At 64.6% G+C, this 26,163-nt stretch carries 28 protein-coding genes and 1 other RNA gene; 4 read left to right on the top strand and 25 right to left on the bottom strand.

Going from position 1 to position 26,163, the window contains the following annotated elements; genetic code table 11:
* Positions 1–91: 91 nt before the first annotated feature.
* The 4 genes from murU to BJD12_RS05640 all read right to left on the bottom strand — a co-directional run bounded on the left by murU (position 92) and on the right by BJD12_RS05640 (position 3,951).
* Entirely contained in the window at positions 92–802 is a 711-nt protein-coding gene (murU, locus tag BJD12_RS05655) for an N-acetylmuramate alpha-1-phosphate uridylyltransferase MurU (RefSeq protein ID WP_005993260.1), read from the bottom strand.
* Positions 799–1,818 (bottom strand): aminoglycoside phosphotransferase family protein, encoded by a 1,020-nt coding sequence (locus BJD12_RS05650; protein ID WP_042828103.1) that lies wholly within the window; start codon positions 1,816–1,818, stop codon positions 799–801. The genes murU and BJD12_RS05650 overlap by 4 nt, the downstream gene beginning before the upstream one ends.
* A gap of 46 nt (positions 1,819–1,864) precedes the next feature.
* On the bottom strand, positions 1,865–2,137 hold the full coding sequence (locus BJD12_RS05645) for a GlsB/YeaQ/YmgE family stress response membrane protein (protein ID WP_005993264.1): 273 nt from the start codon (positions 2,135–2,137) through the stop codon (positions 1,865–1,867).
* Positions 2,138–2,457: 320 nt separating this feature from the next.
* Positions 2,458–3,951 (bottom strand): M20 family metallopeptidase, encoded by a 1,494-nt coding sequence (locus BJD12_RS05640; protein ID WP_005993266.1) that lies wholly within the window; start codon positions 3,949–3,951, stop codon positions 2,458–2,460.
* A gap of 157 nt (positions 3,952–4,108) precedes the next feature.
* Here BJD12_RS05640 and BJD12_RS05635 point away from each other — a divergent pair, with 157 nt between their 5' ends.
* Both BJD12_RS05635 and BJD12_RS05630 read left to right on the top strand, forming a co-directional pair.
* A complete protein-coding gene (locus BJD12_RS05635) occupies positions 4,109–4,483 on the top strand; it encodes a ComEA family DNA-binding protein (RefSeq protein ID WP_005993268.1) in 375 nt (124 codons plus the stop codon).
* Between the two features lie 213 nt (positions 4,484–4,696).
* Entirely contained in the window at positions 4,697–5,389 is a 693-nt protein-coding gene (locus BJD12_RS05630) for a HutD/Ves family protein (RefSeq protein ID WP_005993270.1), read from the top strand.
* Between the two features lie 440 nt (positions 5,390–5,829).
* Here BJD12_RS05630 and BJD12_RS05625 read toward each other — a convergent pair whose 3' ends face one another.
* From BJD12_RS05625 to BJD12_RS05550, 16 genes are all read right to left on the bottom strand, one after another.
* The gene (locus BJD12_RS05625) at positions 5,830–7,443 is read right to left on the bottom strand and encodes a sulfite reductase subunit alpha (RefSeq protein WP_042828104.1); all 1,614 of its coding nucleotides are present in this window, start codon (positions 7,441–7,443) and stop codon (positions 5,830–5,832) included.
* Positions 7,440–8,414, bottom strand: coding sequence for an FAD:protein FMN transferase (locus BJD12_RS05620; RefSeq protein WP_005993274.1), 975 nt, complete (start codon positions 8,412–8,414; stop codon positions 7,440–7,442). Before BJD12_RS05620 ends, BJD12_RS05625 begins: the two co-directional genes overlap by 4 nt.
* A gap of 222 nt (positions 8,415–8,636) precedes the next feature.
* Positions 8,637–8,711, bottom strand: a non-coding RNA gene (locus tag BJD12_RS05615) — sX9 sRNA.
* A gap of 60 nt (positions 8,712–8,771) precedes the next feature.
* Positions 8,772–9,575 carry a DUF4198 domain-containing protein gene (locus BJD12_RS05610; protein WP_005993276.1) on the bottom strand — a complete coding sequence of 268 codons (804 nt, stop codon included), beginning with the start codon at positions 9,573–9,575 and terminating at the stop codon, positions 8,772–8,774.
* A 168-nt stretch (positions 9,576–9,743) separates the two neighbouring features.
* Complete coding sequence (locus BJD12_RS05605) at positions 9,744–10,259, bottom strand: DUF2271 domain-containing protein (protein ID WP_005993278.1); 516 nt, start codon at positions 10,257–10,259, stop codon at positions 9,744–9,746.
* 21 nt (positions 10,260–10,280) lie between these two features.
* A complete protein-coding gene (locus BJD12_RS05600) occupies positions 10,281–10,919 on the bottom strand; it encodes a PepSY-associated TM helix domain-containing protein (protein WP_005993280.1) in 639 nt (212 codons plus the stop codon).
* Positions 10,920–10,925: 6 nt separating this feature from the next.
* Entirely contained in the window at positions 10,926–11,684 is a 759-nt protein-coding gene (locus BJD12_RS05595; RefSeq protein WP_005993282.1) for a tetratricopeptide repeat protein, read from the bottom strand.
* Positions 11,677–12,363 (bottom strand): Fe2+-dependent dioxygenase, encoded by a 687-nt coding sequence (locus BJD12_RS05590; RefSeq protein ID WP_005993284.1) that lies wholly within the window; start codon positions 12,361–12,363, stop codon positions 11,677–11,679. The genes BJD12_RS05595 and BJD12_RS05590 overlap by 8 nt, the downstream gene beginning before the upstream one ends.
* A 48-nt stretch (positions 12,364–12,411) precedes the next feature.
* The gene (locus tag BJD12_RS05585; protein ID WP_005993286.1) at positions 12,412–14,730 is read right to left on the bottom strand and encodes a TonB-dependent receptor; all 2,319 of its coding nucleotides are present in this window, start codon (positions 14,728–14,730) and stop codon (positions 12,412–12,414) included.
* Positions 14,731–15,068: 338 nt separating this feature from the next.
* A complete protein-coding gene (locus tag BJD12_RS05580; protein WP_005993288.1) occupies positions 15,069–15,398 on the bottom strand; it encodes a non-heme iron oxygenase ferredoxin subunit in 330 nt (109 codons plus the stop codon).
* Positions 15,395–15,934: a GNAT family N-acetyltransferase gene (locus BJD12_RS05575; protein ID WP_005993290.1), complete on the bottom strand. Its 540-nt coding sequence runs from the start codon at positions 15,932–15,934 to the stop codon at positions 15,395–15,397. Before BJD12_RS05575 ends, BJD12_RS05580 begins: the two co-directional genes overlap by 4 nt.
* Before the next feature lie 154 nt (positions 15,935–16,088).
* The gene (locus tag BJD12_RS05570; protein ID WP_005993293.1) at positions 16,089–17,333 is read right to left on the bottom strand and encodes a cysteine desulfurase; all 1,245 of its coding nucleotides are present in this window, start codon (positions 17,331–17,333) and stop codon (positions 16,089–16,091) included.
* Positions 17,330–18,592, bottom strand: a complete 1,263-nt coding sequence (gene sufD, locus BJD12_RS05565) for a Fe-S cluster assembly protein SufD (RefSeq protein WP_005993295.1) — start codon at positions 18,590–18,592, stop codon at positions 17,330–17,332. Before sufD ends, BJD12_RS05570 begins: the two co-directional genes overlap by 4 nt.
* Positions 18,592–19,356: a Fe-S cluster assembly ATPase SufC gene (gene sufC / locus BJD12_RS05560; protein WP_039420055.1), complete on the bottom strand. Its 765-nt coding sequence runs from the start codon at positions 19,354–19,356 to the stop codon at positions 18,592–18,594. Before sufC ends, sufD begins: the two co-directional genes overlap by 1 nt.
* 161 nt (positions 19,357–19,517) lie before the next feature.
* Positions 19,518–20,975 (bottom strand): Fe-S cluster assembly protein SufB, encoded by a 1,458-nt coding sequence (gene sufB / locus BJD12_RS05555; protein WP_005990418.1) that lies wholly within the window; start codon positions 20,973–20,975, stop codon positions 19,518–19,520.
* A gap of 15 nt (positions 20,976–20,990) precedes the next feature.
* Positions 20,991–21,449, bottom strand: coding sequence for an SUF system Fe-S cluster assembly regulator (locus BJD12_RS05550; RefSeq protein WP_005990420.1), 459 nt, complete (start codon positions 21,447–21,449; stop codon positions 20,991–20,993).
* A 172-nt stretch (positions 21,450–21,621) separates the two neighbouring features.
* Here BJD12_RS05550 and BJD12_RS05545 point away from each other — a divergent pair, with 172 nt between their 5' ends.
* Complete coding sequence (locus BJD12_RS05545; RefSeq protein ID WP_039420039.1) at positions 21,622–22,089, top strand: SET domain-containing protein; 468 nt, start codon at positions 21,622–21,624, stop codon at positions 22,087–22,089.
* Between the two features lie 104 nt (positions 22,090–22,193).
* Positions 22,194–22,736: a type 1 glutamine amidotransferase domain-containing protein gene (locus BJD12_RS05540; RefSeq protein ID WP_005990423.1), complete on the top strand. Its 543-nt coding sequence runs from the start codon at positions 22,194–22,196 to the stop codon at positions 22,734–22,736.
* A 138-nt stretch (positions 22,737–22,874) separates the two neighbouring features.
* Here BJD12_RS05540 and BJD12_RS05535 read toward each other — a convergent pair whose 3' ends face one another.
* The 5 genes from BJD12_RS05535 to BJD12_RS05515 all read right to left on the bottom strand — a co-directional run bounded on the left by BJD12_RS05535 (position 22,875) and on the right by BJD12_RS05515 (position 25,674).
* Positions 22,875–23,471 carry a YceB family lipoprotein gene (locus BJD12_RS05535; protein ID WP_005990424.1) on the bottom strand — a complete coding sequence of 199 codons (597 nt, stop codon included), beginning with the start codon at positions 23,469–23,471 and terminating at the stop codon, positions 22,875–22,877.
* A gap of 55 nt (positions 23,472–23,526) precedes the next feature.
* Entirely contained in the window at positions 23,527–23,916 is a 390-nt protein-coding gene (locus tag BJD12_RS05530; protein ID WP_005990425.1) for a hypothetical protein, read from the bottom strand.
* Positions 23,917–24,124: 208 nt separating this feature from the next.
* Positions 24,125–24,427, bottom strand: coding sequence for a DUF3861 family protein (locus tag BJD12_RS05525; protein ID WP_005990426.1), 303 nt, complete (start codon positions 24,425–24,427; stop codon positions 24,125–24,127).
* A gap of 91 nt (positions 24,428–24,518) precedes the next feature.
* Positions 24,519–25,100, bottom strand: coding sequence for a M23 family metallopeptidase (locus BJD12_RS05520; protein ID WP_005990427.1), 582 nt, complete (start codon positions 25,098–25,100; stop codon positions 24,519–24,521).
* Positions 25,101–25,251: 151 nt separating this feature from the next.
* Entirely contained in the window at positions 25,252–25,674 is a 423-nt protein-coding gene (locus BJD12_RS05515; RefSeq protein WP_005990428.1) for an HU family DNA-binding protein, read from the bottom strand.
* Positions 25,675–26,163 lie beyond the last annotated feature (489 nt).

Genomic DNA, 26,163 nt, shown 5'->3' with positions numbered 1-26,163 from the left:
CATGCGGCAGGCACGTTGCAACCAGCGAGCCAGTGCTAGAAGGGTTTTAGTTGATGCGCTTGATGCGAGCGTTGCAGCGACGAGGTTGCGATCAGCCGCCGTCGCGCAAGAGCTGTGCATCCAGCTCCTCCAAACGCTGCGGAGTGCCGACATCGGTCCAGCGCCCGGCATGGTGGATGCCAGCGATGAGGCCTGCCGCCATCTGCGCGCGCAGGATCGGTGCCAGCGGGAAGCGCGGCGACGCTCCGGTATTTTCAGGTGAGGCGCCGATGGTGGACTGCCAGTTATGCAGCAAAGCCGGCCGGTAGATGCCGACGCCGGCGTAGGTGTGCGTGGCAGGCAGATCGGCATGGACCTTGCCATCGGCGTCCAGCGCAAAGTCTGCGCGTGCCGCATAAGCCGGTCGGTCGACCAGCACCAATTGCGCCAGGCCGTCGGGTGTGGCGGAAAGACGGGCAAAGTCGAAATCGGTCCAGATATCGCCATTGACCAACAGGAACGGTGCATCGCCCAACAGCGGCAGTGCGTGCAACATGCCGCCGCCGGTTTCCAGCGGCGTTGCGCCTTCATAGGAATACGTCAGGCGCAGACCGAACGCGCTGCCGTCTCCCAGCGTTTGCGGGAATTGCTCGGCCAGCCACGAGGTATTGATCACTACCTCGTCCACGCCCAGCGCCGCCAGCTTGCGCAGATGCCAGACGATCAACGGCGTGCCGCCGACCGACAGCAAGGGTTTGGGCATGTGGTCGGTCAACGGCCGCATGCGCTCGCCAAAACCCGCTGCAAAGATCAGCGCTTTCATGCGTTTACCTGCGCTGCGCGCGTTGCCAATGCGGGTTTGATGACCTCGTCCAGCAGCGCAATCAGCGGCGCCAGCTCGGCGTAGCGCGGCAGTACTTCGTCCAGATAGGCAATGAAGCGCGGCACATTGTCCAGATACCAATGCTTGCCATCGCGATGGCTCAGGCGCGAAAAAATACCCAGGTTTTTCAGATGTCGCTGCACGCCCATCCAGTCCGCGTCGCGCAGAAATTGGTGCAATGGCGGCACCGGCAATCCGGCCGCCTGAGCACGTGCGTGATAGCGCGCCAGCCAATTGTCGACGCGCGCGATCGGCCAGCTCACCGAGGTGTCCTTGAACAGACTGATCGGGTCGTAGGCAATCGGCCCGATCACACAATCCTGAAAGTCCAATACCGCAGGGCCATCGGGCACCGGCATCAGATTGCGCGGCATGAAGTCGCGATGGGTGAACACGCGCGGCTGCGCCAGTGCGTTGTCCATCAAGCGCCGCTGGACCAACTGCAACTGTTCGGCCTGGCCGCAGTCCAATTGCACGCCAAGATGGCGACCCATAAACCATTCCTCGAACAAGCCGGCATCGCGTTGCAGCAGCGCCTCGCCGAACACGCCGCAGTCGGAAGGTGGCGGGATCTGTTGCAGCAACAGCAATTGCGCGATTGCGCCATCCAGCAGGGTGTCGGCATTGGCGTCGGTCAGGGCCTGCGCCAGTGTCGGTATGCCCAGGTCTTCCAAGAGCAGGAAGCCGATCTCCAGGTCCTGGGCCAGTACGTGCGGCACACGGACTCCATGCGCGCCCAGCACGGCGTGCATGCGCAACCACGGCGCCACGTTTTCGAGCTCCGGCGGCGCATCCATCAGGATGCGATCGGTACCGCGTCCCTGCGTGCGCCAATAGCTGCGAAACCCGGCGTCCACCGAGGCGCGTTGCAAGCCGGCAGATGGGTCGTCCAGTGCATGTCGCGCCCATTGCAGGCGCAGCGCTTCGCGCGCAGGGTCAGAAGGCGATACCGTCATGGGTCGTGGTTGCGTAGTGAAATGAGGACGAAGCGCGATGCCGCGGTCAGCGTTTGCTGCCACTGAACAATCGCAGTAAGGCAAGGATGGCGATGGCGCCGAGCAACGCCCCGAGGAAGCCGGCTGGTTCGCCTGCGTGGTACCAGCCCATGTAGCGGCCAAACCAGCTCGCCACCACCGCCCCGGCGATGCCCAGCACGATGGTCAGCAGGCACCCCAGGCGCTGCGTGCCGGGCGTGATGAAACGCGCCAGCAGCCCGACCACAAATCCCACCAGCAGAATGTAGAGCCAGCTGTCGCTACCAAACAAAGTGTTCATTGCAGCACCGAAGGCGGACGGGATCGGCAGACTAGCATTTCGGACGTCGGCGACTCATACCGCAAGCGCAGTGCTTGCGGCCCTGATGGTGTGCCTTCAGCAAGTCCTGGGCCGTGTCGTCGCAGCGCCGCTCCACAACGCCGGTCCAATACTCGATCGGTCTTCAACCGAATGGTCGAGTAGCCAGCGGCTGCCTTGGCACGGCAGCCGCTGGGTGACAGGCAATGGGTCCCGTCGCCGTTGCTGATTTGTTCAAGTCGACTGCAACGCAAGGCTTGAAGTCGGCACACGGCTTCGACCCTTGGTGGTCTTTGGTCGCCTCAACAGCAACCATGTCCACCATGACGGGTACCGCTATCGGCAGCCACCGGCGAGCCGCTGGTTTCGCCGCGCAGGCAGGCGGCGTGATGCTCGGCGATCACCTTGGACACGCAGGCCGTCACCCGCTTGCCCATCGGGATATGCAGGAACTCGTTAGGCCCATGCGCATTGGAATGCGGGCCGAGCACGCCGGTGATCATGAACTGCGCGCCGGGGAACTTCTCGCCCAGCATGCCCATGAACGGAATCGAGCCGCCTTCGCCCATGTACATCGCCGGCTTGTCGAAGAACGCCTGGCTGGCGTCGTCGATGGCGTTCTCCAGCCACGGCGCCATGGCCGGCGCATTCCAGCCGGACGAGGCCTTCTCCAGCTCCAGCGTCACCTGTGCGCCATTCGGTGGGTCGCGCAGCAGTGCCTGCTTGAGCAGCTCGCCGCAGGCCTTGCCGTCTGCGGTCGGCGGCAGGCGCAGCGACAGCTTCACCGCCGTTTGCGGACGCAACACGTTGCCGGCAGAGGCCAGCGGCGGCATGCCGTCCACGCCGGTGATCGACAGCGCCGGGCGCCAGGTCCGGTTCAATACCAGTTCGGTCAGATCCTCATGCATCGGCACCAGGCCATCGACCATCGGGAACTTGTCGAAGATGGCGGTATCCAGCGTCGCCGCCGCGGCCTTGGCCTGGGTCAGGCGCTCTGCCGGCACCTCCACGTGCAGGCCTTCCAGCAGGATGCGGCCCGTCGCCTCGTCTTCGATGCGCGAGAGCAACTGGCGCAGCAGGCGGAAGCTGGACGGCACCACGCCGGAGGCATCGCCCGAGTGCACGCCTTCCTCCAATACCTTCACGGTCAGGTTGCCGCCGGTCAGCCCGCGTAGCGAGGTCGTGCACCACAGCTGCTCGTAATTGCCGCAACCCGAATCCAGGCAGACCACCAGCGACGGCTTGCCGATGCGCTCGGCCAGATGATCCACGTAGGCCGGCAGATCGTAGCTGCCGGACTCCTCACAGGCTTCGATCAGCACCACGCACCGCGCATGCGACAGGCCCTGGGTACGCAGCGCCAGAATCGCCGCCAGCGAACCGAAGATTGCGTAACCGTCGTCGGCGCCGCCGCGCCCGTACAATTTGTCGTCGCGCAGCACCGGCTCCCAGGGGCCCAGGTCGGCATCCCACCCGGTCATCTCCGGCTGCTTGTCCAGATGGCCGTACAGCAGCACGGTGTCGTCGCCGGACTCTGCGCCGGTGGCCGGGATCTCGATGAAGATCAGTGGCGTGCGACCGTCCAGGCGCACCACCTCGACCTGCATCTCGTCGATGGCCTGTGCCCGGGCCCAGGTTTCCATCAGCGTGACGGCCTGCTCCATGTAGCCATGGGCCACCCAATCGGCGTCGAACATCGGTGACTTGTTCGGGATACGGATGTAATCGACCAGCTGCGGGACGATCTCGCGGTCCCAGGTGTCGCTGACGAATTGGTCGATCTTGGCGCTGTCCATGAAGGCTCCGAATGCGTGACGTAATGACACATTCTACGCCCGGGGCCAGGGGTAGGTATTTCCCTACAAGGCGGCGCGCAGTTCACCGGCTGTGTGAAAAGTTCGTTGGCGATAGGATTGCTGCATGTGGCGCGGGACACTGGCTCCGCCGGCAGGAATGCTGGCTAGGACCATCACCCAAGCCACAAGGAGCGTTGCAATGAAGTCATTTACCGTAGTCCTGAAGTCCCTGCTACTGGCGTTGTTGTTGTCCTCGAATGCGTACGCGCTTGAAAAGGTCGATATCAACACCGCGTCTGCTGAGGAATTGGACAAGGTGCTGACGAATGTCGGGCGATCAAAAGCCGAGGCAATCGTCGAGCACCGTCAGGCAAACGGTCCCTTCAAAAGTGCCGAGGAACTGGCACTGGTCAAGGGCATCGGTCTCAAGACGGTCGAACGGAATCGTGACCTGATCGAAGTAGGAGCCACGATGGCTCCCGCCAAGAAGGCTGCCAAGGGGGCGGCGGTGAAACCGGTGGGACGGCGTTAAGGGGAAAGGATCCGAGATACGGTTCGACGCGAGGATGCGTGGCCGCAACCTAACTGGACAGGATGTCCGGGGGATGGCTGGAAGCCGACAAGGACGTGGAATCGCCCGGTGTTGCACTTGGATGTGCAGCCGGGCGTTTTTCGTTTCAGGGGTGCTGTTCTGCCGCGCGGCCGCAAGAGGGCCCGGGCGTCGGGCTTCGGGCACAATGTGCCGATGCAGCTGACAGACCTGAGCAGCCGGGTGATTCCGGCCACCGAGTACCGCCGCGAGCGGTGGCGCAATCAATTGGGTTGGACGCGCGAGATCCTGCGGCTCGGGGAGCCTGATGCCTGGGAATTGCGGCTGTCGATTGCCGAGATCGAACAGGACGCCGCGTTTTCTGAATTTCCGGGGATCGACCGCGAACTAGTGTTGCTGCACGGGAACGGCATGCGGCTGCAGTTTGGGGCTGGCGGGCGCGATGTCGGCGATTGTGCTGCCCGTGGGGCTGCACTGATTGCAGGCCAAACCGATGCTGGCGCAAGCGTTGCCGGCGCAAATCGTATCGTCGAATTGCTGCCGCCCTACCAGCGCGTCCGATTCGCTGGCGAGGAGACTGTCGACGCGAGCTTGCTCGATGGGCCGACGCAAGACTTCAATCTGATGTGGCGCCGCGATCTGCTGCACACCGAACTCCTGCATCGCCCCTTGGTCGGCACCATGCTGTTCTTTGCGGATCCGGGCAGCGCCTGGGCCATCCACCTGCTGGCGGGCCAGGCCAGCTTTGGGCGCGACAGCGAATTGCCGCCCATGGCTGCAGGCGACACAGCGTGGCTGAGCGCGTCGACGCGGACCCGCTACGTGCTCGATGGTGGCGGCGAGCTGCTGGCAATTCGGGTGAGTCCGCTTTCTAAGATCTCCGATTAGCCATTCAACGCAGGCAAGAGCGTTCTTGCTTGCGTTGAACGGCCGAGATGCAAGTACAAGTACAAGCGCAGCCAAAGACCGGCGGCCAGCACTTCGGATTGGCACGTGTTGCGCGCGTTGTCTGCCTGAGGCATTAGAGAGACTGACAAAAAGCTAGCGAGTACTCGTCAGGCGGCCTAAACGGCGCGCTGGGACCGGCGTGTAATTGGCACATCAGCATTCCGAGCTCTGGCCGCCTGGCGGCCGCGCAGTCGTGTTGCTCGCTGTTTTTAGAGAACGCTCATAAATGCAACGTACCGAAGCGCATAGATGCAGAGCACGGTTGCGGCAAACGAGCATTGCTGCATGCCAGACCGATACGCAATGACCTCCCACCGATCACTACGTGATGACTGCGCTCCACGGTCCCAGCTTGCAACGTCAGCCTACTTGCTCTCTATTCAATACACGTCGCGACGGTAGCGGCCGCTGCGCAGCAGCTCTTGCCTGACCTCGATGCCCAGCAGGGTATCGAGGGTGCTGTCCACTTCCGGCGCCATGCCGCGCAGGCTGCCGCAGAGGTAGATGCAGGCGCCGCGGTCGATCCATTGGCGCAGGCTGTCGCTGGCGGCGGCTAATGCATGTTGTACATAGCGCACCGATGGGTTGTGAGCGCGCGAGTACACCAGGTCCAGACGCGCGATCCAGCCATCGTGTTGCCACTGCCGCAGTTCGTCGGCATACAGCGCATCGTGCGCGGCATTGCGTTCGCCAAAGATCAGCCAGTTATCGCGCACACCGGCGGCGATGCGTGCGCGCAGGTGTGCGCGCAACCCGGCGATGCCGGTGCCATTGCCGATCAGCAACATGGGTTGCTCGGGGGCGGGCGGATGAAACCCCGGATTGCTGCGTAGGCGCAAGGCGATCGACACGCCGACGGGAGCATGCACACAGAGCCAGCCGCTGCCGAGTCCGAGCTGCCCATCGGCATGCCGATGTTCGCGAATCAACAGTTCGGCGTGGCCCTCGTCGCGGACCGAGGCCAGCGAGTATTCGCGATGTGGCAGTGCAAGCAGGCCACGCACCAGGGTGGCTGCGTCCGATGACGCCGCGGCCGCTGTCTGTGCATCGGTCGGCAGTTGCGAGCGGCCAAGCCAGTCGCGCAGCGTACGACCGTCGATGATGTCCGAGCCGTCGCGGCGATGGCGCTGCAACCAGGCTTCGACACTGTCCGGTGCGTTCGGTGGTGCGATCTCGGCGATGTCGCCAGCCTCCCACTGCGGTAGCGAGCCATCGATAGGCGTGAGACGCAGCCGATGGATCGGTGCGCCGGCACTGCCTGGATTGATGTGGACGCGTTCGCGCAGCTGCCATGCGGCGTAGGTCGGCACGCTCCAATCCGGCTGCGTCGCAAGTGCAGGCGCCAATGTCGACAGACGCTGCTGCCATTGCTGCAATGCGCGCGGGTCGGCATTGTCGACCTCGATACGTTCGAACAGGCGGGTGCCGCCACGCGCCTGCAGGCGGTGGTCGATACGGCGGCCGAATGCGCAGAACTGGGTGTAACGGCGATCGCCGAGTGCCAGCACCGCATACTGAACGGCGGCCAGATCCTGACCGTTGTCGGCGAGCCAGTAACGCTCCGCAGCCTGTGCGTGATCCGGGGCATCGCCTTCGCCCGTGGTGCTGACGATGCACAGCAAACGCGGCACGCGCGCAAGCTGCTCGGTACCCACTGCCTCCAGCGGAAGTGCGTAGGCGCCGATACCTACCGATTGCAAGGCCACAGCGCTACGCTCGGCCAGTTCGCGGGCGAACCCGGTCTGGCTTGCCCACACGATCAGTATGCCGCTGTTATCGCCATGCGCCGTGTTGGCGCGGGCCCGGTGCAGGAAGACCGCAACGCACAGCACGGCATACGCGGCTATTCCGACGGCGGCTAATTGCCAACGATGCGGTGTGGGCGGGCTCCACCACGCACCGTCGTGCAGGCGGGCAAGCCATCCGACGAAGGCGGCAAGTGTCAGCAGCGCCATCCCGTTACCCATCCACACGCGTGGGCTTGCGGCACTCATGACGCCGCCAGATGCTGCGCGAACGCAGGGCTCATCGCTTCGTGCAGGTTGCCATCGTAGCGCGTCAGAAAGCGCACTGCCAGGTCGGTCTTGGCGGCATAGGCAAGACCGGCATCGGTGCCGAGCACGGTCATCGCGGTGGCCCAGGCATCGGCCTGCATGGCATCGCGCGCCAGGACGGTGACGGCGGCAGGCGCATGCGGAATCGGTGCGCCGGTGCGTGGGTCGAAGGTGTGCGCGTAGCGCAGGCCGTCGGCATCGAAGCGGTGCCAACGATCGCCCGAGGTAGCGACTGCCAACCCGTCCAAGGTGAGCACACGTACCGGCAATGCCGCGCCGGCGTCTTCATCGGGTGCGGATTCGACCAGCACACGCCATGCGCTGCCATCAGGTTTGCGCCCATAGCCGGACAGCTCGCCGCCCACGTCGATCAACGCGCTGGCGATGTCGGCCTGTTGCAAGGCGTGCCGCACGCAGTCCACGCCAAATCCTTTTGCGATGCCGGACAGATCCAGCGCGATAGCACCGGGCTGCAGCACCCGCTGGTCGTCCAGCGTCAGGCGTTGCCAGCCGCAGCGCAGCCTGGCCAGCGCGATTTGCTCGGGCGAGGGCACGTGGCGCCGGCTGGCGGAGGCGCCAAAGCCCCACAGTTCGACCATCGGCCCGACCGTGGGGTCGAACGCGCCGTCGCTGGCCTGCGCAACCTGCAGTGCGGTGCGCAGCACGGTGAAGAAGTCATCGGGCAATGTCTGCCAGTGACCGGCCGCAGCACGGTTGTAGCGGCTGATATCCGAGTCCGCTTCCCAGGTGCTCATTTGCGCGACCACGCGGTCGAGCGCACCCTGGATACGCGCATGCAAGGGATGCAGGTCGCGCGCACGCGGCGCCACCAGCTTCACGCTCCAGGTCGTGCCCATGCTATGGCCGCCCAGGGTGGCAAGCGTGGTGTCTGCGGGAGCAAGTGAGTTCATACGTGGACTGGTGAGCGGCTACTGCAGCAGGAACATTGATGGTGACGCGCGGCGCAGCCGATTGCATCAGCATTCCGGTGGTGGGCGATGGACGCCATCGGCCGTGCGCATCATCCCGACCATCCCGACCATGCCGACGTGGCCGTCGCCGCACGGACAACAGCGCGGGGCGACGGCTCCATCGAGCAAGGGGCCTGGCACGTCACCAGGCCCCTTGCCTGCGGTTAAAAACGTAGCGAGCGGTCGCCAGGAGGGTGTGAACGGCGCACGGGAGCCGGAGTGTGCGAGGGGGAACACGCGGATTCCGGGCACCGACCGCACCCACTTTGCGGCAGCGTCGCAGTGGTGTAAGCCGCGCTATTGCGGCAACACTTCCAGCGTCACCACATAACCCAGGCGACGCTGCTTGGCCTGCGGCAGCGAGGTCTTGGTGTCTTCGCTGGTGGTTTCCAGCCAGTACATGCCCGGTTCCGGCCAGGTCACGCTGAAGCTGCCCTTGGCGTCGGTCTTGAGCTTGATCTCGTTCTGCGCATCGCGATAGCGCGTGCCGCCACGCACGATCTCGATCTCCAGCCCGGCTGCCGGCTTGCCGTCCAGTTGCAGGGTGAACTGCGCCGCTTCACCGGCAACCAGATCGTTGGGGTGGGTGACCGGAATCAGCTCGATCCCCTTGCCGCTGGGCTTGAACGCGGTGGTCGTCGGCGCGCCACGGGTCACGAAGGTTTCCACGCGATTGAGCGATTGCGACACCTGCAGCTCTTTCGCGTCTTTCGGCACTTCGGTGGCGAAGCTGGCCTCGTTGCCCCGCCAGCGCTTGGGTTTGCCGTCTTCCTTCCAGCTGGCGAACAGGCCGGCGTTGAGGATGCTGAGCTTGTAGGTGCCCGGTTGGGTGAGTTGCAGATCGAACACGCTGCGGTACTTGCCGGTGGCCGGGTTCTCCGGCTTCAGCGTGCTGCCATCGGGCGCGGTGATGCTCAGGTTGTCCAGGCGCAGCGGCACATGGTTGAAGTAGAACAGGTCGTTGGACACCGCCGCATCGACAGTGATCCACGGCGCCTCGCCGGCAATGACGGTCTGTGAGGGCAGCAGCCAGGCCTTGTGCGCGAGTGCGCTGACGGGCAGTGCGGCAAGCAGGGCGACCAGAACGAGCGAACGTTTCATGACAACTCCTTGAAGGACGATAAGGCGGGTGGGTCACGTGTCTGATCAGCGCACTGCGGCGCTGCGTGGATGCGTGGGGAGCAAAGTCGATACGCACCTGCGCAACGCAGCGCGTGCGTCATACACATGGATGCATGCACGGCGGCACCGCATCCGCGCGCATCTGCATCAGGGCTTGGCCGTCAGGCTCACTGCGCCCAGTTCGCTGCTGCCGCTGGCCTTGGCAGACTGCGCAGACGTCGCGGGCCAGGTGAAAGGCACCTTGACCAACTCGCGGCCACCGACTTCGCGCGCGGCTTCCACCACCAGCGTGTACTGGCCAGCCGGCAGCGACTTCAGCGCGCCCTTGGTGTCGGTGAACGACAACGCATGCGCGCCGGCCGGCCGGGTCGGTCCGGTGACGCCATCGACCGGCACGTCCAGCGTGCGCCCGCTCTTGCGCCACCACTGGCGCAGATCCGGCAACCACTTGGTGCCGTGGCCTTCGGCGGTGTCCTTGGATTGGTACCAGACCGCCAGATTGGCGGCGACCTTCTGGTCTGCGCCTTCCAGCCAGATCGCCACGTACGGGCGGTGGTATTCGGCGACATTGAGCTTGGGTATTTCGACGTTGATGTCGAGCATGGCCGCATACGCCGGCATGGCGAGCAGGCCGCTCAGAGCGATGGTCAGGGTGGCGCGCATGATCGTCTCCGGTGAGGTAGGTCAGTGGATCAACAGCAAGGCAAGCAGCAGCGGAATCAGCAGGCCCAGGCCGACCAGCGGCCAGGTCATGCTGCGCTGACGCGCATGCAGGTGCAGCAGGAACAGGCCGGTGATGCAGAACACCAGGCAGGCGATGGCGAACACGTCGATGAACCAACCCCAGGCCGGCCCGGCGTTGCGGCCCTTGTGCAGGTCGTTGAGATAGGCGATTGCACCACGCCCGGTGCGTTCGTATTCGACCGCGCCGGTGCTGCGGTCCAGGCTCAGCCAGGCGTCGCCGCCGGGTCGGGGCAGCGCAACATACACCTCGTCGGACGACCATTCGCCGTTGCGCGTGCCGATGCTGATATCGAGCTCGCGCCCCAGCCATTGCGCCACGCGCGGCGGCAGCGGGGCGTTGGCGTCCTGGCGTGTGCCCAATGTCTTCAGCAGCGTAGGCGGAAGGGTGAGCGTGCGTTGCTCGGTGGACGGGCTGGCTTCGATCCGCGCGGCGTGATTGAGAGTGAGCCCGGTGACCGTAAACAGCAGCATGCCGATCAAACACAACGCCGAGCTGATCCAGTGCCATTGATGCAACATGCGCAGCCAGAAACCGCGGCGTTGCTGTGCAGTGGCGATGGTGTCGTTGGAAGCGGGCATGCCGGTTTATGCCACGTCTGCGGTAACGGGCGGTTGCAGCTGCGACTGCCGCGCAGCCACATCGCTGAGCAAGGCGCGCAGACGCGGCTGCGGCGCGTTGGCCAGCACGGGCGTGAGCTGATGCAGGAAGCCGGCATGCCCGCCGTCGATGGCGCGGCGCATCCAGTGCTCGGCCTGATCGAGCCTGCCTTCATCGGCGAGCAATGTTGCATAGCTGGCCTGTCCGCGAAAATCGCCCGCCTCTGCGGCGCGGCGATACCAGTCGCGTGCCGCCAGCGGATCTGCGACGCAGGCCAGACCCTGATCAAGATAGCGCGCCACAAAATTCATCGATTTGGCGTGACCACGTTCGGCCGCGGTGCGGTACAGCGTCAATGCGTGTGTATGGTCCTGCGCCACGCCGCGGCCGGAGGCGTACAGATGCGCCAGGTTGTATATGCCCCAGTCCAGGCCATGCTCGGCGGCGCGGCGATACCACAACGCGGCCAGCGTCTCGTTGATGGCGGTGCCAAAGCCCAGCTCGTGACAGCGGCCCAGTTGGTTCATCGCTTCCGGATGCCCTGCATTGGCAGCCACCTCGTACCAGAGCATCGCCTTCGCCGGATCGGCGGCAATGCCGCGGCCTTCGGCATACAGCTGCGCGAGCAACAGTTGTGCAGTCACATCCTGCCCGGCGGCTGACTTGCGCAGCAATGCCACTGCCTGAGCGGGCTGGGTCTGCAGCAGCGCAATCAGCAGGGCCGGGTCAATCGCAGGCTCAGACATCGGCCCACTGCCGCAGCAGGTTGTGATACACGCCGGTGAGCTGGATCAACGACGGATGCCCGGGCGTGTCCTGGGTCAAACGACGGATCGACACGTCCAGTTCGAACAACAGACGGCGCTGCGCATCGTCGCGCAGCATGCTTTGGGTCCAGAAGAACGAGGCGACACGCGTGCCGCGCGTCACCGGCATCACTTTATGCAGGCTGGTGCCGGGGTAGATCACCAGATGTCCGGCTGGCAGCTTCACCGACTGCGTGCCGTAGGTGTCTTCGATCACCAGCTCACCACCGTCGTAACTGTCCGGGTCGCTGAGAAACAGCGTGCCCGACACATCGGTGCGTACCGGCTCGGCCCCACCGCGGCTGCGGTCGTAACGCACCGCGTTGTCGACGTGATACCCGAACGACTGCCCGCCGCTATAGCGATTGAACAACGGCGGATAGATTCGACGCGGCAGTACGGCGGAAAAGAACGTGCTGCTGCGGGAGAGCGCCTCCAGCACCAAGGCGCTGGCCTCGCGCGCAACCGCGCTGTCCTCGGGTAACTGCGCGTTGTCCTTGGCCTGTGCGGATTGATGGCCGGCGGTGATGCGGCCGTCTGCCCAGTCGGCCGCGTCCAGCCGCGCGCGCAACTCGCCGAACTGCGCGGGCGTCAAGACATCGGGAATGGGCAGCAGCATGCGGCGATCTCCATGCCGTCCGGAATGTGGGGACGGCGTGCCGGAAGGTTAGAAACTGAAGGTAGCGTTCAACACCGCCGAGCGGCCATCGCCCGGCAACGCCCAGCCACTGCCAGCGGTCACGGTACCCGCGGCGTTGACGGTGAGGTTGTTGCGGATGCTGGTGTAGTACTCCTTGTCGAACAGATTGTTGACGTTCAACTGCAGGCTGAGCCAGTCATTGACGCGCAGGCCGACCATCGCACGGTGTACCCAGTACGCGTCGGTCTTGTGGTAGACCGCGGTCGAGGTGTTGTTCGGGTAGAAGCTACCCTGGTAATTGACGCCGTAACCGAACGTCCACTGGTTGAGCGCATAAGTGGTCCAGAGATTGCCGGCATTGCGCGGGGTCTGCACCAGTTCGCGTCCGGCAATCGGGTCGCCGGTGAGGCTGGCGGTGCGGTTGGAGACGCTCTGCAGCACCTCGCTGTCCAGGAAGGTGTAGTTGGCGAAGACCGACCAGCGCTCGGTGAGGTAGCCGGCCGCGCCCAGTGCGATGCCGTCCACGCGCGCCTTGCCGTCGAGCACCTGCTCGGGAATCAGCGGGTCGCCGCTGTTGACCTTGTAGTTTTCGCGCTCATTGCGGAAGACCGCCGCCGTCAGAGCCAGACGCTCGTTCAACACGTCCCACTTGCCGCCGAGTTCGATATTGACCGCGCTTTCAGGCGCGACATTGCAGTTGGCGCCGGCCGTGGCGGTAGCGATCGGCGTGCATGAGCCGTTGACCGATGCCTTGGACGGGGTCTTGCTGTTGGCGTAGGACAGATACAGGCTGGCGTTGTCGACCGGCTTGAATACCAGACCGGCGCGGTAGGAGAACAAATCCTCCTTGCTGCCTGCCGGGAAGCCCGGAGTCACGCCGGTCACACCGCCGGTGGCATTGACGGTGTAGGTGGTGCTGTCGCCTTCGTTGTGTTCGTAACGGCCGCCCAGGTTGAGCATCCATTGCTCGTTGAACTGCAGTGTGTCGAACAGATACACCGCCTGATTGGTCAGACTGCCCTTGCTGCGTCCGGTGCGGAAATAATTCTGCGGGCCGGTCCAGATGTTGTACGGGTTGTCGAAGGTCTGCAGCGGATAGGTGATGCCGGTGGTGGAGCCGTCGGCGTTGCGGAAGACACTGCCGCTGTTGAGTTCGAAATCTTCCTTGCTGAAGGCCACGCCGGCGACCACGCGGTGCTCGATGGCGCCGGTGTGCAGGGTGGCGGTCAGGTCGGTCTGGCTATGCGCGATGAAGTTCTCGGTGTCGCGCACCAGCCCGCGTGGGCCGCTATTGGGATTCCAGGTGGACGGCGGCTGGCCGACGCAGGCACGGCCGGTGTAGGCGTTGGTGTTGTTGGGCAGGCACCAGGTGCCTTCCGGTGCGGTAGCCGATGTGGTCTGGTCCACGCGCTGCAGCCGCGCCAGGCTGCGCAGCTTGACGTTGTCGTCGAAGTCCATTTCCAGCACGCCGGTCAGCATGTCCACGTCGATTTCCTGGCGCGACACATTGCGGTAGCCGTAATAGGTTTCGCGGTCCACGCCCGGCAGCGGGCCGTCGTTGAACGGGCTGAGCGCGAACGGCACGCCGTACTGCGGCAGATTGTTGTCGTGCTGGTGCAGGTAGCTCAGCGTGAAGCGCGTGTCCGAGCCCAGGCCAAACGCGATCGACGGCGCAAAGCCCCAGCGGTGACGGAACTCTTCATCGCGGCCCGGCACATCTTGCGTGTGACCCATCGCGTTCAAGCGCACGGCGGTGCCGTTTTCGAAGTCGTAGTTGCTGTCGACGGTGAGGCGTCCGTAGCGGTCGCTGCCGCCGCCGATCAGCACGTTGGTGAAGTCGCCTTGCCCGGCGGTCTTGGTCACCAGGTTGATGTTGCCGCCCACCGAGCCGGCGCCGGACATGGCCGAGTTGGCGCCGTTGATCAGCTCCACCGCCTCGAGGTTGAAGGTGTCGCTGCGGCTGTACTGCGCGCTGTCGCGCACGCCATCGGTGGTGATGTCGCTGCTGGCAGTGAAGCCGCGCAGGTTGATGCTGTCGCCGTAACCGCCGCCGCCTTCGCCCGCGCCGAAGGTGATGCCAGGCAAGGTGCTCAGCACGTCGCGCAGCGACAGCAGGTTTTGCTGGTCCATGGTCTGCTTGGTGACCACGGTGATCGTCTGCGGGGTGTCGCGCAGCGCTTCGGTGTACTTGGGCGAGGACGGCTTTTGCGCACGTTCCTGCTGTACCCGGATGGCATCCAGATCCACCGCGCCCGGGGGTGCCGGCGCATCGCCGGGCTGGGCGAACGCGGGAGCGGACAGGGTCAAGAGCACGGCCGAGGTGAGCGGGGAAATCCTGGGAGTCATGAGACGTCTCGAAAAGGAAAGCGGTGCTCCGGCCTGGCGATGGCTCGGCGGATGCGGAAGGGTGTGCGTACGCTCGCTAGCCCGTCGCAGCCGACTGTCGTTTACCGCACGCGTAGCCGCGCCGCGCTGGGAAGCGCGGGCGAGGCATACGTAGAGCGAAGCTGTCGAACAGTGCAGGGCGCATGGGATCGCAGGGCAGGTCAGATGTTAAGAAGACCTGAAGGGCTGCGATCTTAAATGCAAATCATTCTTCTTTGCAATCGTTGCCGACCAAAGGCGCCTGCGATGAAACAGATGGCGGACTCAGTCGCGCCCCTTTGCCGCTTGACGCTGCCGCGCTAGCGGTCGTCGCGGGTCCAGATGCCGTCGTGTTTGCGTTTGACCGGGAACTTGGGCACGGCAGTGTAGGCGGGCGCGCACAGCGGGCGGCCATCGCGTACGTCGAAGCGCGCGCTGTGCAGCTGGCATTCGATGGTGCCGGCAACCGGGTCGAAGCTGCCGGGCGACAGCTCGTAGTCTTCATGGCTGCAGCGGTCTTCCAGCGCGTACAGCGTGCCGTCGAGGTTGAACACCACGATGGGCGCGTCGGTCACTTCATCCCACACGGTCTGCAGTTCGCCGGGCAGCAGCGCGTCGCTTGCGCAGACGAAGGTCCAGGTTTCGCTCATGGCGCAGAGACGTCCAGCGGTTTTTCCAGCACTTCGAAGCGCAGATCCTGCCGCAGCGGCACGCCAAAGCGTTCGTCGCCATACGGGAAGGGTTTAACGATACCGGTGCGGCGATAGCCACGGCGTTCGTAGAAGGCGATGAGCTCGTTGCGCACATCGATGACAGTCATGCGCATCACCGGCAGTTTCCACTCGGTGGCCACGATGCGCTCGCCTTCGGCCAGCAGCGTCTTGCCGAGCCCGCTGCCCTGCAGGGACGGGTCCACCGCGAACATGCCGAAATACCCCGCGCCGTCGTCGTCGGCGATATGCGCGCACGCCAACAGGCGCCCGTCCTGTTCCACCAGCAACACCAGGCTGCGCTCGCGCAGGATGTCCTGACGCAGCACCGCCGGATCGATGCGCGCCCCATCGAGAATATCCGCCTCGGTGGTCCACCCCACGCGGCTGCTGTCGCCGCGATAGGCCGAGGTCACCAGCAGGACAAGGGCGTCGATGTCATCGACAGTGGCAGTGCGGAACGTAGTGGTCTGCATGAAGGCGGGTTGTTGGCAGTGGGAATCGGGAATCGGGAATCGGGAATCGGGAAAAGCATTGCGCTGCTCGAAGAGCGAAATATAACGCGTCGAACTGCAACAGAACGCGGGAGAGCCGCTTTTGCAATTCCCTATTCCCTATTCTCGATTTCCATCAGCCCAGTAGCTGACGCACCTTCACCAACGCTGCAACAAAGCGCTCGATCTCGTCGTGCGTGTTGTAGAACGCCAGCGACGCGCGGCAGGTTGCCGCAACACCGTAAAACTGCAGCAGCGGATGCGCGCAGTGCTGGCCGGAGCGCACTGCCACGCCTTCGAGGTCGAGCAGGGTGGCCAGGTCGTGCGAATGCGCGCCATCGATCAGGAACGACACCACGGCGGCCTTGTCGGGCGTGGTACCGAAAATGCGCAGGCCGTCGATCCGCTGCAGCTCTTCGGTGAAGTGCGCCAGCAGGTCGGCCTCGCGCGCTTCCACATGCTCCAGGCCGATCGATTCCAGATAATCCACTGCGGCGCCCAGGCCAATGAAGCCGGCGATGTTGGGCGTGCCGGCTTCGAACTTGTGCGGGGCATCGTTGTAGACGGTGCCTTCGAAGCTGACTTCCTTGATCATTTCGCCACCGCCCAGGAACGGCGGCATGGCCTGCAGATGCTCGCGGCGTGCCCACAGCGCGCCGGTGCCGGTGGGCCCGCACATCTTGTGGCCGGTGATGGCGTAGAAATCGCAGCCGATCGCGGCCACGTCGATGCGCCGATGCGGCGCGGCCTGCGAGCCGTCCACCATGGTGACGATGCCGCGCTTGCGTGCATCGCGGCAGATCTCGCGCACCGGGTTGACCGTGCCCAGCACGTTGGACACATGTGTGATCGCCAGCAGTTTGACGTCCGGCGTCATCGCCTTGCGCAGTGCCTCCAGATCCAGCGCGCCCTCGGGGGTGATCTCGGCCACGCGAACGCTGGCACCGGTGCGCTGGGCCACCAGTTGCCACGGCACGATGTTGGCGTGGTGCTCCATGCGCGTGATCAGGATGACATCGCCTGGCCCAAGGCGCGGCAACGCCCACGAATACGCCACCAGATTGATCGCAAAGGTGGTGCCGCTGCACAGCACCAGCTCGTCGGCACGCACGTTGAGAAAGCGCGCCAGCTTGCTGCGGGCGCCTTCGAATGCGTCGGTGGCTTCGCTGCCCAGCGCATGCACCGCACGGCTGACGTTGGCGTTCTGACGCCGATAGAACTCGTCGGTCGCGGCGATCACCTGCAGCGGCTTCTGCCCGGTGTTGGCGTTGTCGAAATAGATCAGCGGCTTGCCATGCACCTGCCGCATCAGCAACGGGAAATCCGAGCGGACACGTTCCCAATCCGGGGTACTAGACTGAGTGACGGCAGGCGCGTTCATGCCACGCCCGCCGAATTCAGGGCACGGTCCAGCTGCAAGGCCAGCACGGCGCTCAACGCAGCCGGCAGCACCCGCAGTGGCTCGTGGCAGAACGCTGCGCTCAACAGGCGCTGCGCCTCGGCTTGCGGCAAGCCGCGCGAGCGCAGATAGAACAAGGCGTTGTCGTCGAGCTGACCCACGGTAGCGCCATGCGCCGCCTGCACTTCGTCGGCATCGATCACCAGCACCGGCTGCGTATCGATTTCGGCATTGGAAGAGAGCAGCAGATTCTTGTTGGACAGCCGCGCGTCGGTGCCATCGGCGCCCTGGCGGATATGGATGCCGCCGTGGAATACCACGCGGCTGCGGTCGGCACCGACACCGCGCCAGACCAGCTCGCAGGCGGTGTCACGGGCAATGTGTTCGATGCCCAGACGAGTGTCGACATGGCGGCGGCCATTGCCCAGCAACACGCCATTGGCGGTGAGCTGGGCATTGCTGCCTTCCAGGCGCACATTGAGTTCGTGCCGCGACAGGCCGGCACCCAGTTCCAGATCCACGCGTTGGTAGCGCGCATTCCGAGCCAGTACGGCATCGGTGCGCAGCAGGGCGGTGGCGTGCACGCTGTCGGCCTGCACGCGTGCATGCGAAAGCGTCGCGTCCTGGCCCAGATGGACATGCATCACGCTGTTGTCCAGATGCGCCGCGTCGCCGACGTGCAGATGATGCTCGACGACGTTGAGCGCTGCACCGGCCCGCAGTTCGATCAGATGCCGGTAATGCCAGGACAGATCGTGCTCGCCGGCCACGCCGACAAAGACGATGTGCAGTGGCAGCGCGATCTGCGCGCCATCGTGCACGCGCACCAGCACGCCTTCGTCGGCCAGCGCGGCATTGAGACGGGCGAAAACCGCATCGCTGCCGTCGAAGCGGCGGCCGAGCAGGTGCCGTGCGTCATCGCCTGCGGCCAGTGCGGCAGACAAGGTGTCTAGCTGCACGCCGTCCGGCAAGGTCGAAACATCGCTTAGCGCTGCGGAGGGGCGCCCGTTGACGAACACCAGCCGCGGCGCGGGGATGTCGTCCAGCACGGCGGCATCGAGCAGCGTCGGCACCAGCGGCGCCGGCTGAAAGCTGCGCCGTTCCAGCTGACGCAGCGAGGTGTATTTCCACGCTTCTGCGCGCGGGCCGGGCAGGCCGGTCTGCAGCGCTGCGTCAAGCTCGGCGCGGCGCGCGTCGTCGCCACTGAAACCGCGGGCCAGGGAGTCGAGCAGGGCGCTCATCAGGCGGCAACCTCGGGCACCACGCGATCCTTCAGAAAGTGGTAGCCGTGTTTTTCCAGCTCCAGCGCCAGCTCCGGACCGCCGCTCTGCACGATGCGTCCTTCGGACAGCACATGCACCACGTCCGGCTTGATGTAGTCGAGCAGGCGCTGATAGTGGGTGATCACCAGGAACGAGCGCTCCGGCGAGCGCAGCGCATTGACGCCGTCGGCCACACTCTTGAGCGCATCGATATCCAGGCCGGAGTCGGTTTCGTCTAGGATGGCCAGCTTGGGCTCGAGCACGGCCAGCTGGAAGATCTCGTTGCGCTTCTTCTCACCGCCTGAGAAGCCTTCGTTGACGCCGCGATGCAGCAGCTCGTCCTTCAGGTGCAGCACGGCCAGCTTCTGCCGCACCAGCTTGAGGAACTGCATCGAGTCCAGCTCTTCCTCGCCACGCGCCTTGCGCTGCGCATTGAGTGCCGCGCGCAGGAAATAGGTGTTGTTGACGCCGGGGATTTCCACCGGGTACTGGAACGCCAGGAACAGGCCGGCGGCAGCGCGTTCTTCCGGCGGCAGATCGAGCAGGTCCTTGCCGTCGAACTGCACGCTTCCTTCGCTGACTGCATAGCCATCGCGCCCGGCCAGCACGTTACCCAGCGTGGACTTGCCCGCGCCGTTTGGCCCCATGAGGGCATGCACCTGGCCGGGCTGGATGTCCAGCGACAGGCCTTTGAGGATGTCTTTGCCGGCGATGCTGGCGTGGAGGTTGGTGATCGTTAGCATGTCATCTTCCATCGAATTCTTTTTTAGCCCCTCTCCCGCCGGGAGAGGGGTTGGGGTGAGGGTACGGGCCAGTAGTTGCGCGGTCGGGTGCACGAGGCTTCGCTCGTACCCTCATCCGGCGCTTTGCGCCACCTTCTCCCGATGGGAGAAGGGCAGCAGCGTCAGCCGACGCTGCCTTCCAGCGAGACTTCCAGCAGCTTCTTGGCTTCCACGGCGAACTCCATCGGCAGTTCGCGGAACACCTGCTTGCAGAAGCCGTCAACGATCAGCGACACCGCATCTTCCTGGCTGATGCCGCGTGCGCGGCAGTAGAACAGCTGGTCGTCGCTGATCTTGGAGGTGGTGGCTTCATGCTCGACGGTGGCGCCTGGATTCTTCACCTCGATATAGGGGAAGGTATGCGCACCGCATTGCTTGCCGATCAACAGCGAGTCGCACTGGGTGTAATTGCGTGCGCCATCGGCATTGCGATCCACTTTGACCAGGCCACGATAGGTGTTCTGGCCGCGCCCGGCGCTAATGCCCTTGCTGACGATCTTGCTCTTGGTGCGCTTGCCGATGTGGATCATCTTGGTGCCGGTATCGGCCTGCTGACGATGATGGGTGAGTGCCACCGAGTGGAACTCGCCTACCGAGTCGTCGCCGAGCAGCACGCAGGACGGATACTTCCAGGTAATCGCCGAGCCGGTTTCGACCTGGGTCCAGGTCACCTTGCTGCGGTCGCCACGGCATTCGGCACGCTTGGTGACGAAGTTGTAGATGCCGCCGCGGCCTTCCTCGTCGCCGGGGTACCAGTTCTGCACGGTCGAGTACTTGATTTCGGCATCTTCCAGCGTCACCAGCTCCACCACCGCGGCGTGCAGCTGGTTCTCATCGCGCATCGGTGCGGTGCAGCCTTCCAGATACGACACATAGGCCTTGTCTTCGCACACGATCAAGGTGCGCTCGAACTGGCCGGTGTGGCCGGCATTGATGCGGAAATAGGTGCTCAGTTCCATCGGGCAACGCACGCCCTTGGGAATGAACACGAAGCTGCCGTCGGAGAACACCGCCGAGTTGAGCGCGGCGAAGTAGTTGTCGCCCACCGGCACCACGCTGCCCAGGTACTGTTTGACGATCTCCGGATGCTCCTTGATCGCCTCGGACATCGAGCAGAAGATCACGCCCTTTTCGGCGAGTTCCTTGCGGAACGTGGTGCCGACCGAGACCGAGTCGAACACCGCATCCACCGCAACGCCGGCCAGCCGCGCGCGCTCGTGCAACGGCACGCCAAGCTTGTCGTAGGTGTCCAGCAGTTCCTTGGGTACCTCGTCCAGCGAGGCGTACTTCGGGCCCTTGGGCGCGGAGTAGTAGCTCAATGCCTGGAAATCGATCGGTGCGATCTTGAGCTTGGCCCACTCCGGCATCGGCATTTTCAGCCAATGGCGATAGGCCTCAAGACGCCAATCGGTCATCCACTGTGGCTCGTCTTTCTTGGCCGACAACGCACGGATGGTGTCTTCGTCCAGACCAGGCGGGAGCGAATCGGATTCGATCTCGGTGATGAAGCCGGCGTCGTAACGTCGGCCCAGCCGTTCGATAATTTCGGCGTTTTGCGGGGGAGCAAGTTCGGTGGCCATCGGGCTGCCTACAGGTCAGGTGGTCGCGACGCGCGCGGCGATGGAACGCCGACGGCTGTCGCCAGGGAGAGAGAGGGGCTGCAACATCTGCGCAAGCGTGACGCGACGCAATGCGTCGCCAACCACGTCGTTGATCAGGCGCCAGTTGGAACGCACGCCGCATGTCTGTGCGATGCCGCACTGGCTGTGGTCCTGGCTGCATTCGGTGATCGCCAGCGGGCCTTCCATTGCCTCGACGATCTCCACCAGGGTGATCTGGCCGGCGTCGCGCGCAAGCCGGTAACCACCGTGCACGCCGCGCAGGCCTTCCACCAGTCCGGCCTGCGACAGCGGCTTGAGGATCTTGCTGACGGTCGGCGCTTCCAGGCCCGCCTGTTCGGCCAGTTCGCTGGCGCTGAGCACTTCGCCGCTGCGCGCGGCAAGCACGGTCAGCACGACGGTGGCGTAATCGGTGAGTTTGGTGACGCGCAGCATGAGCAAGCGGGAACCTTAAAGCGGACCGAAATTGTACTCTTTTCGGCCGGGCAGGGCCAACCGCCCGGTTCAGCCGCCGGCAAGCGTGCGCCGTTGCGAGCGGTGGTGCGCTTGTGCTTGGCGCATGGGCGCACTGCGGTCACAATGAGCGGCCCCATCACTGGACCCTTACATGTCGCGCAAAGTTGCCGCCCGCAAGTCACGTATCCACGGCAATGGCATGTTCGCCCTCGCCCCGCTCCGCAAGGGCGAGCGCATCATTCAGTACAAGGGTCGGCTGCGCACGCATGCCGAAGTGGACGCCGACGACACCGGCGATGTGGAGAGCGGCCACACCTTCCTGTTTACGCTCAGCGACGATTACGTGCTGGATGCCAACTACGAAGGCAATGTCGCGCGCTGGATCAACCATAGCTGCAATCCCAATTGCGAAGCGGTGATCGAGGAAGCCGAAGGCGACGACCGCAGCAAGGACAAGATCTTCATCGAGGCCAAACGCGCCATCAAGGCCGGCGAAGAACTCACCTATAACTACGGCATCACCTTGAGCGAGCGCCACACGCCGCGTCTGAAGAAGATCTGGGAATGCCGTTGCGGCTCCAAGAACTGCACCGGCACGATGCTGCAGCCCAAGCGCTGAGCATGGACAGGGGCGTTGCGCGCTGACGTGACGCACACATCGGTTCACGGGTGCGCAACAGCGCGCTGCCTAGGGTGCGGGCTTCTTTCATCGAGTAGCCCCACATGTCTTATTCGCTCTCCGGCAAGACCGTCGCCGTCCTGGCCACCGATGGCTTCGAGCAATCCGAACTGACAGAACCCAAGCGCCTGCTGGAATCTTGGGGGGCCAAGGTCGATGTCATCGCACCTGGCGATGGCGCAAAGATTCGCGCCTGGAATCACACCGACTGGGGCGATTCGGTCGCTGTCGACCAGCATCTCGAACAGGCAACCCCCGACAGCTACGACGCGCTGGTGCTGCCCGGTGGCGTGCTCAATCCGGACACGTTGCGCACGGACCCGCAGGCGATTGCCTTCATCCGCGCCTTCGCCACGGCCCGCAAGCCGGTCGCTGCGATCTGCCACGGCCCGTGGCTGTTGTTGGAAAGCGATCTGGTGCGTGACCGCAATGTCACCTCGTGGCCATCGGTGAAGACCGATCTGACCAATGCCGGTGCGCGCTGGCAGGATGCCGAGGTGGTGGTCGACGGTCAGCTGATCACCAGCCGCAAGCCGGACGACATTCCCGCATTCAGTGCGGCGGTGGCCAAGGCGTTGGTTGCATAACCCGGGCTGGTCGCTACGTTCTACCCCGCTCAATCAAAAGGCCCGGCGCTGTTGCGTCGGGCCTTTTGCATGATGGCTGGCATGTGTGTGCGGATCACGCAGGTTACGGTTGCGCCGTCTGCCGGCAGATGTGCGGGCCTATTTGCCCGACAGCGCCGCTGCCGGCACCATTTGTTCGATGTTCTGATTGAAGTTGACCGCCACGCGCCCGTTCTGGATGCCCACCGATTCCACCTGCACGGCGCCCATGACTGCGGCAATCGACGGATCGATGCGATAGATGGGTTCCTTGCGCGCGTAATCGGCCAGCCAGGTGTTGAGCAGCTGACGCGTGCTGTGGTCGAGCTTTGCGCCGGAATTGGCCGGGCGGAAATCGTCGATGCTGGGCTGGTCGAGATAGAAGCCCTGTTTGGCGACGTCGTAGCGCAGCGCGCTGGTCAGGGTCACATTGCCCACCGGAGCGGGGGCGCCGCCAGCGGTTGCTACGGCCAAGTCGAACGCCATTTTGAGCCGGTCGCCCGGCGGGAGCGACAACACCGGATTACTGACCGTCATTGCAATCAAACCACCGAGCGTGTCGTGCGTCTGCGGAAAGCGACCGCCCAGATACTGCTGCAGGTCGCTGGCCTGCACGCTGATCTGATGGCCCTGGATCTGCGGCGCGGCCCAGGCGCTGCTCATGGGGAGCGCCATGGCGAGGGCAAGCACAGATCCGGCAAGCGAACGCAGTTTCATCGGGTGACTCCGGTAACAGGTGACCCAACCTTAGTCGGCGCCGGTGAACCACGGGTTAGCGCAGGACCGGGTGCAGGGTGGCCGAGTAGATTTCCCAGTTGTCGCTGCCGGCACGCGGTTGCAGGCGATAGGCGCCGACCAGCTGCTGCGTGCCGGAACCGGTACGCACCGTGATGCGCACCGGCACCTCGATGCGCCGCGGCGGGGATTCCTGATCCAGCGGCATCGGTGGGTCGTTGTTGATGCGCATCGAGCGGATATCGCCGATGCCGCGCAGTACCGCATCGTCCGGCACTGGCGATGGCCGTCCGCCGGCCCACAACGCATCGGCATCGGCGCGTGCAGCGCCGGGCAGTGCACCCAGATAACGCTGCACGGTGGCGCTTGCTTCGGCAAAGCCGGCGCGCGCTTGCGCATCGCCGGGGTCTTCGGTCGCAGGCGGCATCGGTGCCTGTTTGGCAGTCGCCGCGGCGGATGCTGCCGGCGTACTTGCGGTGGGCAAGCTGGTTGTCGCACCCGTGTCTTGATCTGCAGTGCGATGACAACTGCAGCCTGCGAGTGCGACGACTGCTATGGCAATTGCGATCGAGCGCATGGCGCCTCTCCGTCCCTCAAGGCGCGCAGTGTAGCCGGCGTATGCGCCGCGAGGTGACTCAGACGCCGGGGTGTACGCGCTGCAGGCGGTCGAGCAGCAGCTGCAGCTTGGGCCGTAATGCATCCAGCGCATCGCTGGGCTGCGCGCGTGGGCGGGCCGCCAGGTCTTCCAGCAGTTGCGAGCCGACGGTGAGCGCAGCGCATTCGTCGCTGCTCAGATCGCGGCGCAGATGCAATTCTTCGAGCAGGCGCATCCAGTCGGCGCGCGAGCGCTGTTCGAACTCGATGGTGCAGCGGTCGTCGCAGGGACGCCCGTCGTTTTCGATGGGCGTGACCGTAATGCGATAGCGTTTTCGGGACATGGTGGTCGCGTCACTCCTGGGCTGCGTCCACCATAGGGGCAGGCCGCCGCGCGCTCGAGAGTGCGGGCCATGACGCAGTGTTCCAACCTGCTCAGTCGGCAACCTGTGGCGCGGTTTTACGTAAGAGCGGCAGCGGATCGTACGCACCGTTGCGCCCATAGACACCGTAATGCAGGTGCGGCGGCGTGCCACGCGCGTTGCCGGTGGTCCCCACCATGCCCAGCGCGGTGCCTGGCTCGACGACATCGCCAACCGCCAGCCCGGATGCCCAGTCGTCCAGGTGTGCGTAATAGTGCCGCTCCATCGCCGGCCCGATCACCCAGACCTGTTTTCCACCCAGCCCGGCATCGCGAATGGCACTGACCACACCGCGGGTGGCGGCGACCACCGGCGTGCCGCGCGGCGCGAAAATATCCACGCCGGCATGGCTGCGGTCGCGTCCGCGGGGTGCACCGAAGGTGTCGGCGATCTGGCGGGCACGGACATTTTCCACCGGAATCTGCAGGGCTTGCGGCGGCGGCATCCGTGATAGCTCCCAGCTGGTACGCAGGCGTTCGGCCATCGGCGACTGCCAGGCCCAGCGCGCTGCCACACCCAACGCGCACAGCAGGGCGATCGAGACCAGCAGGCGGCGCGCGCGCCGGGCAGGGCTGCGGGTGGATGGTGCGGTCATCGGCGACTCAATTGCGAACTCACTGCCAGGGTAGGCGGGCGGCGATGAGTGCGATGTGGTGTGTCGACACGCACCGCCAACAAGATGCGGGAAAGGCGCAAAAAAAAAGACGGCCCGAAAGCCGTCTCGATGAAACCGGATGCGTGCTCAATTAGAGCGCGGCGTCCTTCAACTTCTTCAGCAAGCGGGCCTTGACCTTGAAGCTGGCCGGCTTGGCTGCGAAGGTCTGCTCTTCCTTGGTGAAGGGGTTGATGCCCTTGCGCTTCGGCTTGGCCGGCACATGGACGCTGGTCAGCTTCAGCATGCCCGGCAGGGTGAACGAGCCGGCGCCTTTCTTGCTCAGCGACGAATGCGCGGCCGATTCCAGCGTCGCCAGAACGGCGCGGACGTCCTTCGGAGCCAGCTGGGTGGTTTCGGCGATATGCGCGACCAGGCCGGTCTTGCTCAGGGCTTCCTTGATCGGCTTCGGTGCGGCGGTCTTGGTAGCGGCCTTGGCCGGCTTTGCGGTCTTGGTCGCGGCGACCTTTTTCACTGCCTTCTTGGGGGCAGCCTTTTTAGCGGCGGTTTTTGCCATGAGGTATTCGTTCCGTATTCGTTGGTGGTGTTGGGTCTGCCGACCCAGTCGGCAACGCGAAATGTAGGGCAACTGCTGCGCGCCGCCAATAGGCAATCGATGAAACGACACAAAAAAAGCGTCTTTCGACGGGGATTCGTTCACCAGTGGCGCAAAAGGCGCCTAAAAATCAGTGCCGAACGCGTGCAGCGCGCAGACATGTGCCGGATCTGACGCAGGGCAGCAGATCGTTGCGCAAGGTTGCGGTCGCAATGCGCATGCCAAAGACGATGCATTGGACAATCCCGTTCCGCTGCCGATGGCAGATGCCTCGCCGCGAGATGCCGAACACGTCGCGCGCGAACGTCTGGCAAGCGCCTATTGGCATCGATTGCAAAACGTTGGGCGCTGCGTGGAAGGATGCGTGATGCCTGAAACCGGATGCCGTACGGCGGGCGGCGACTGCTTGCGATGCAGGCCATCGATCACGCGGCGCGTTGCGGATTGCCG

Source organism: Xanthomonas vesicatoria ATCC 35937 (genome assembly GCF_001908725.1).
In the GTDB taxonomy this organism is placed as follows: Bacteria; Pseudomonadota; Gammaproteobacteria; order Xanthomonadales; family Xanthomonadaceae; genus Xanthomonas; species Xanthomonas vesicatoria.
Note: the sequence above shows the minus strand (reverse complement) of the source record. Positions and strands in the feature narration are given on the sequence as shown.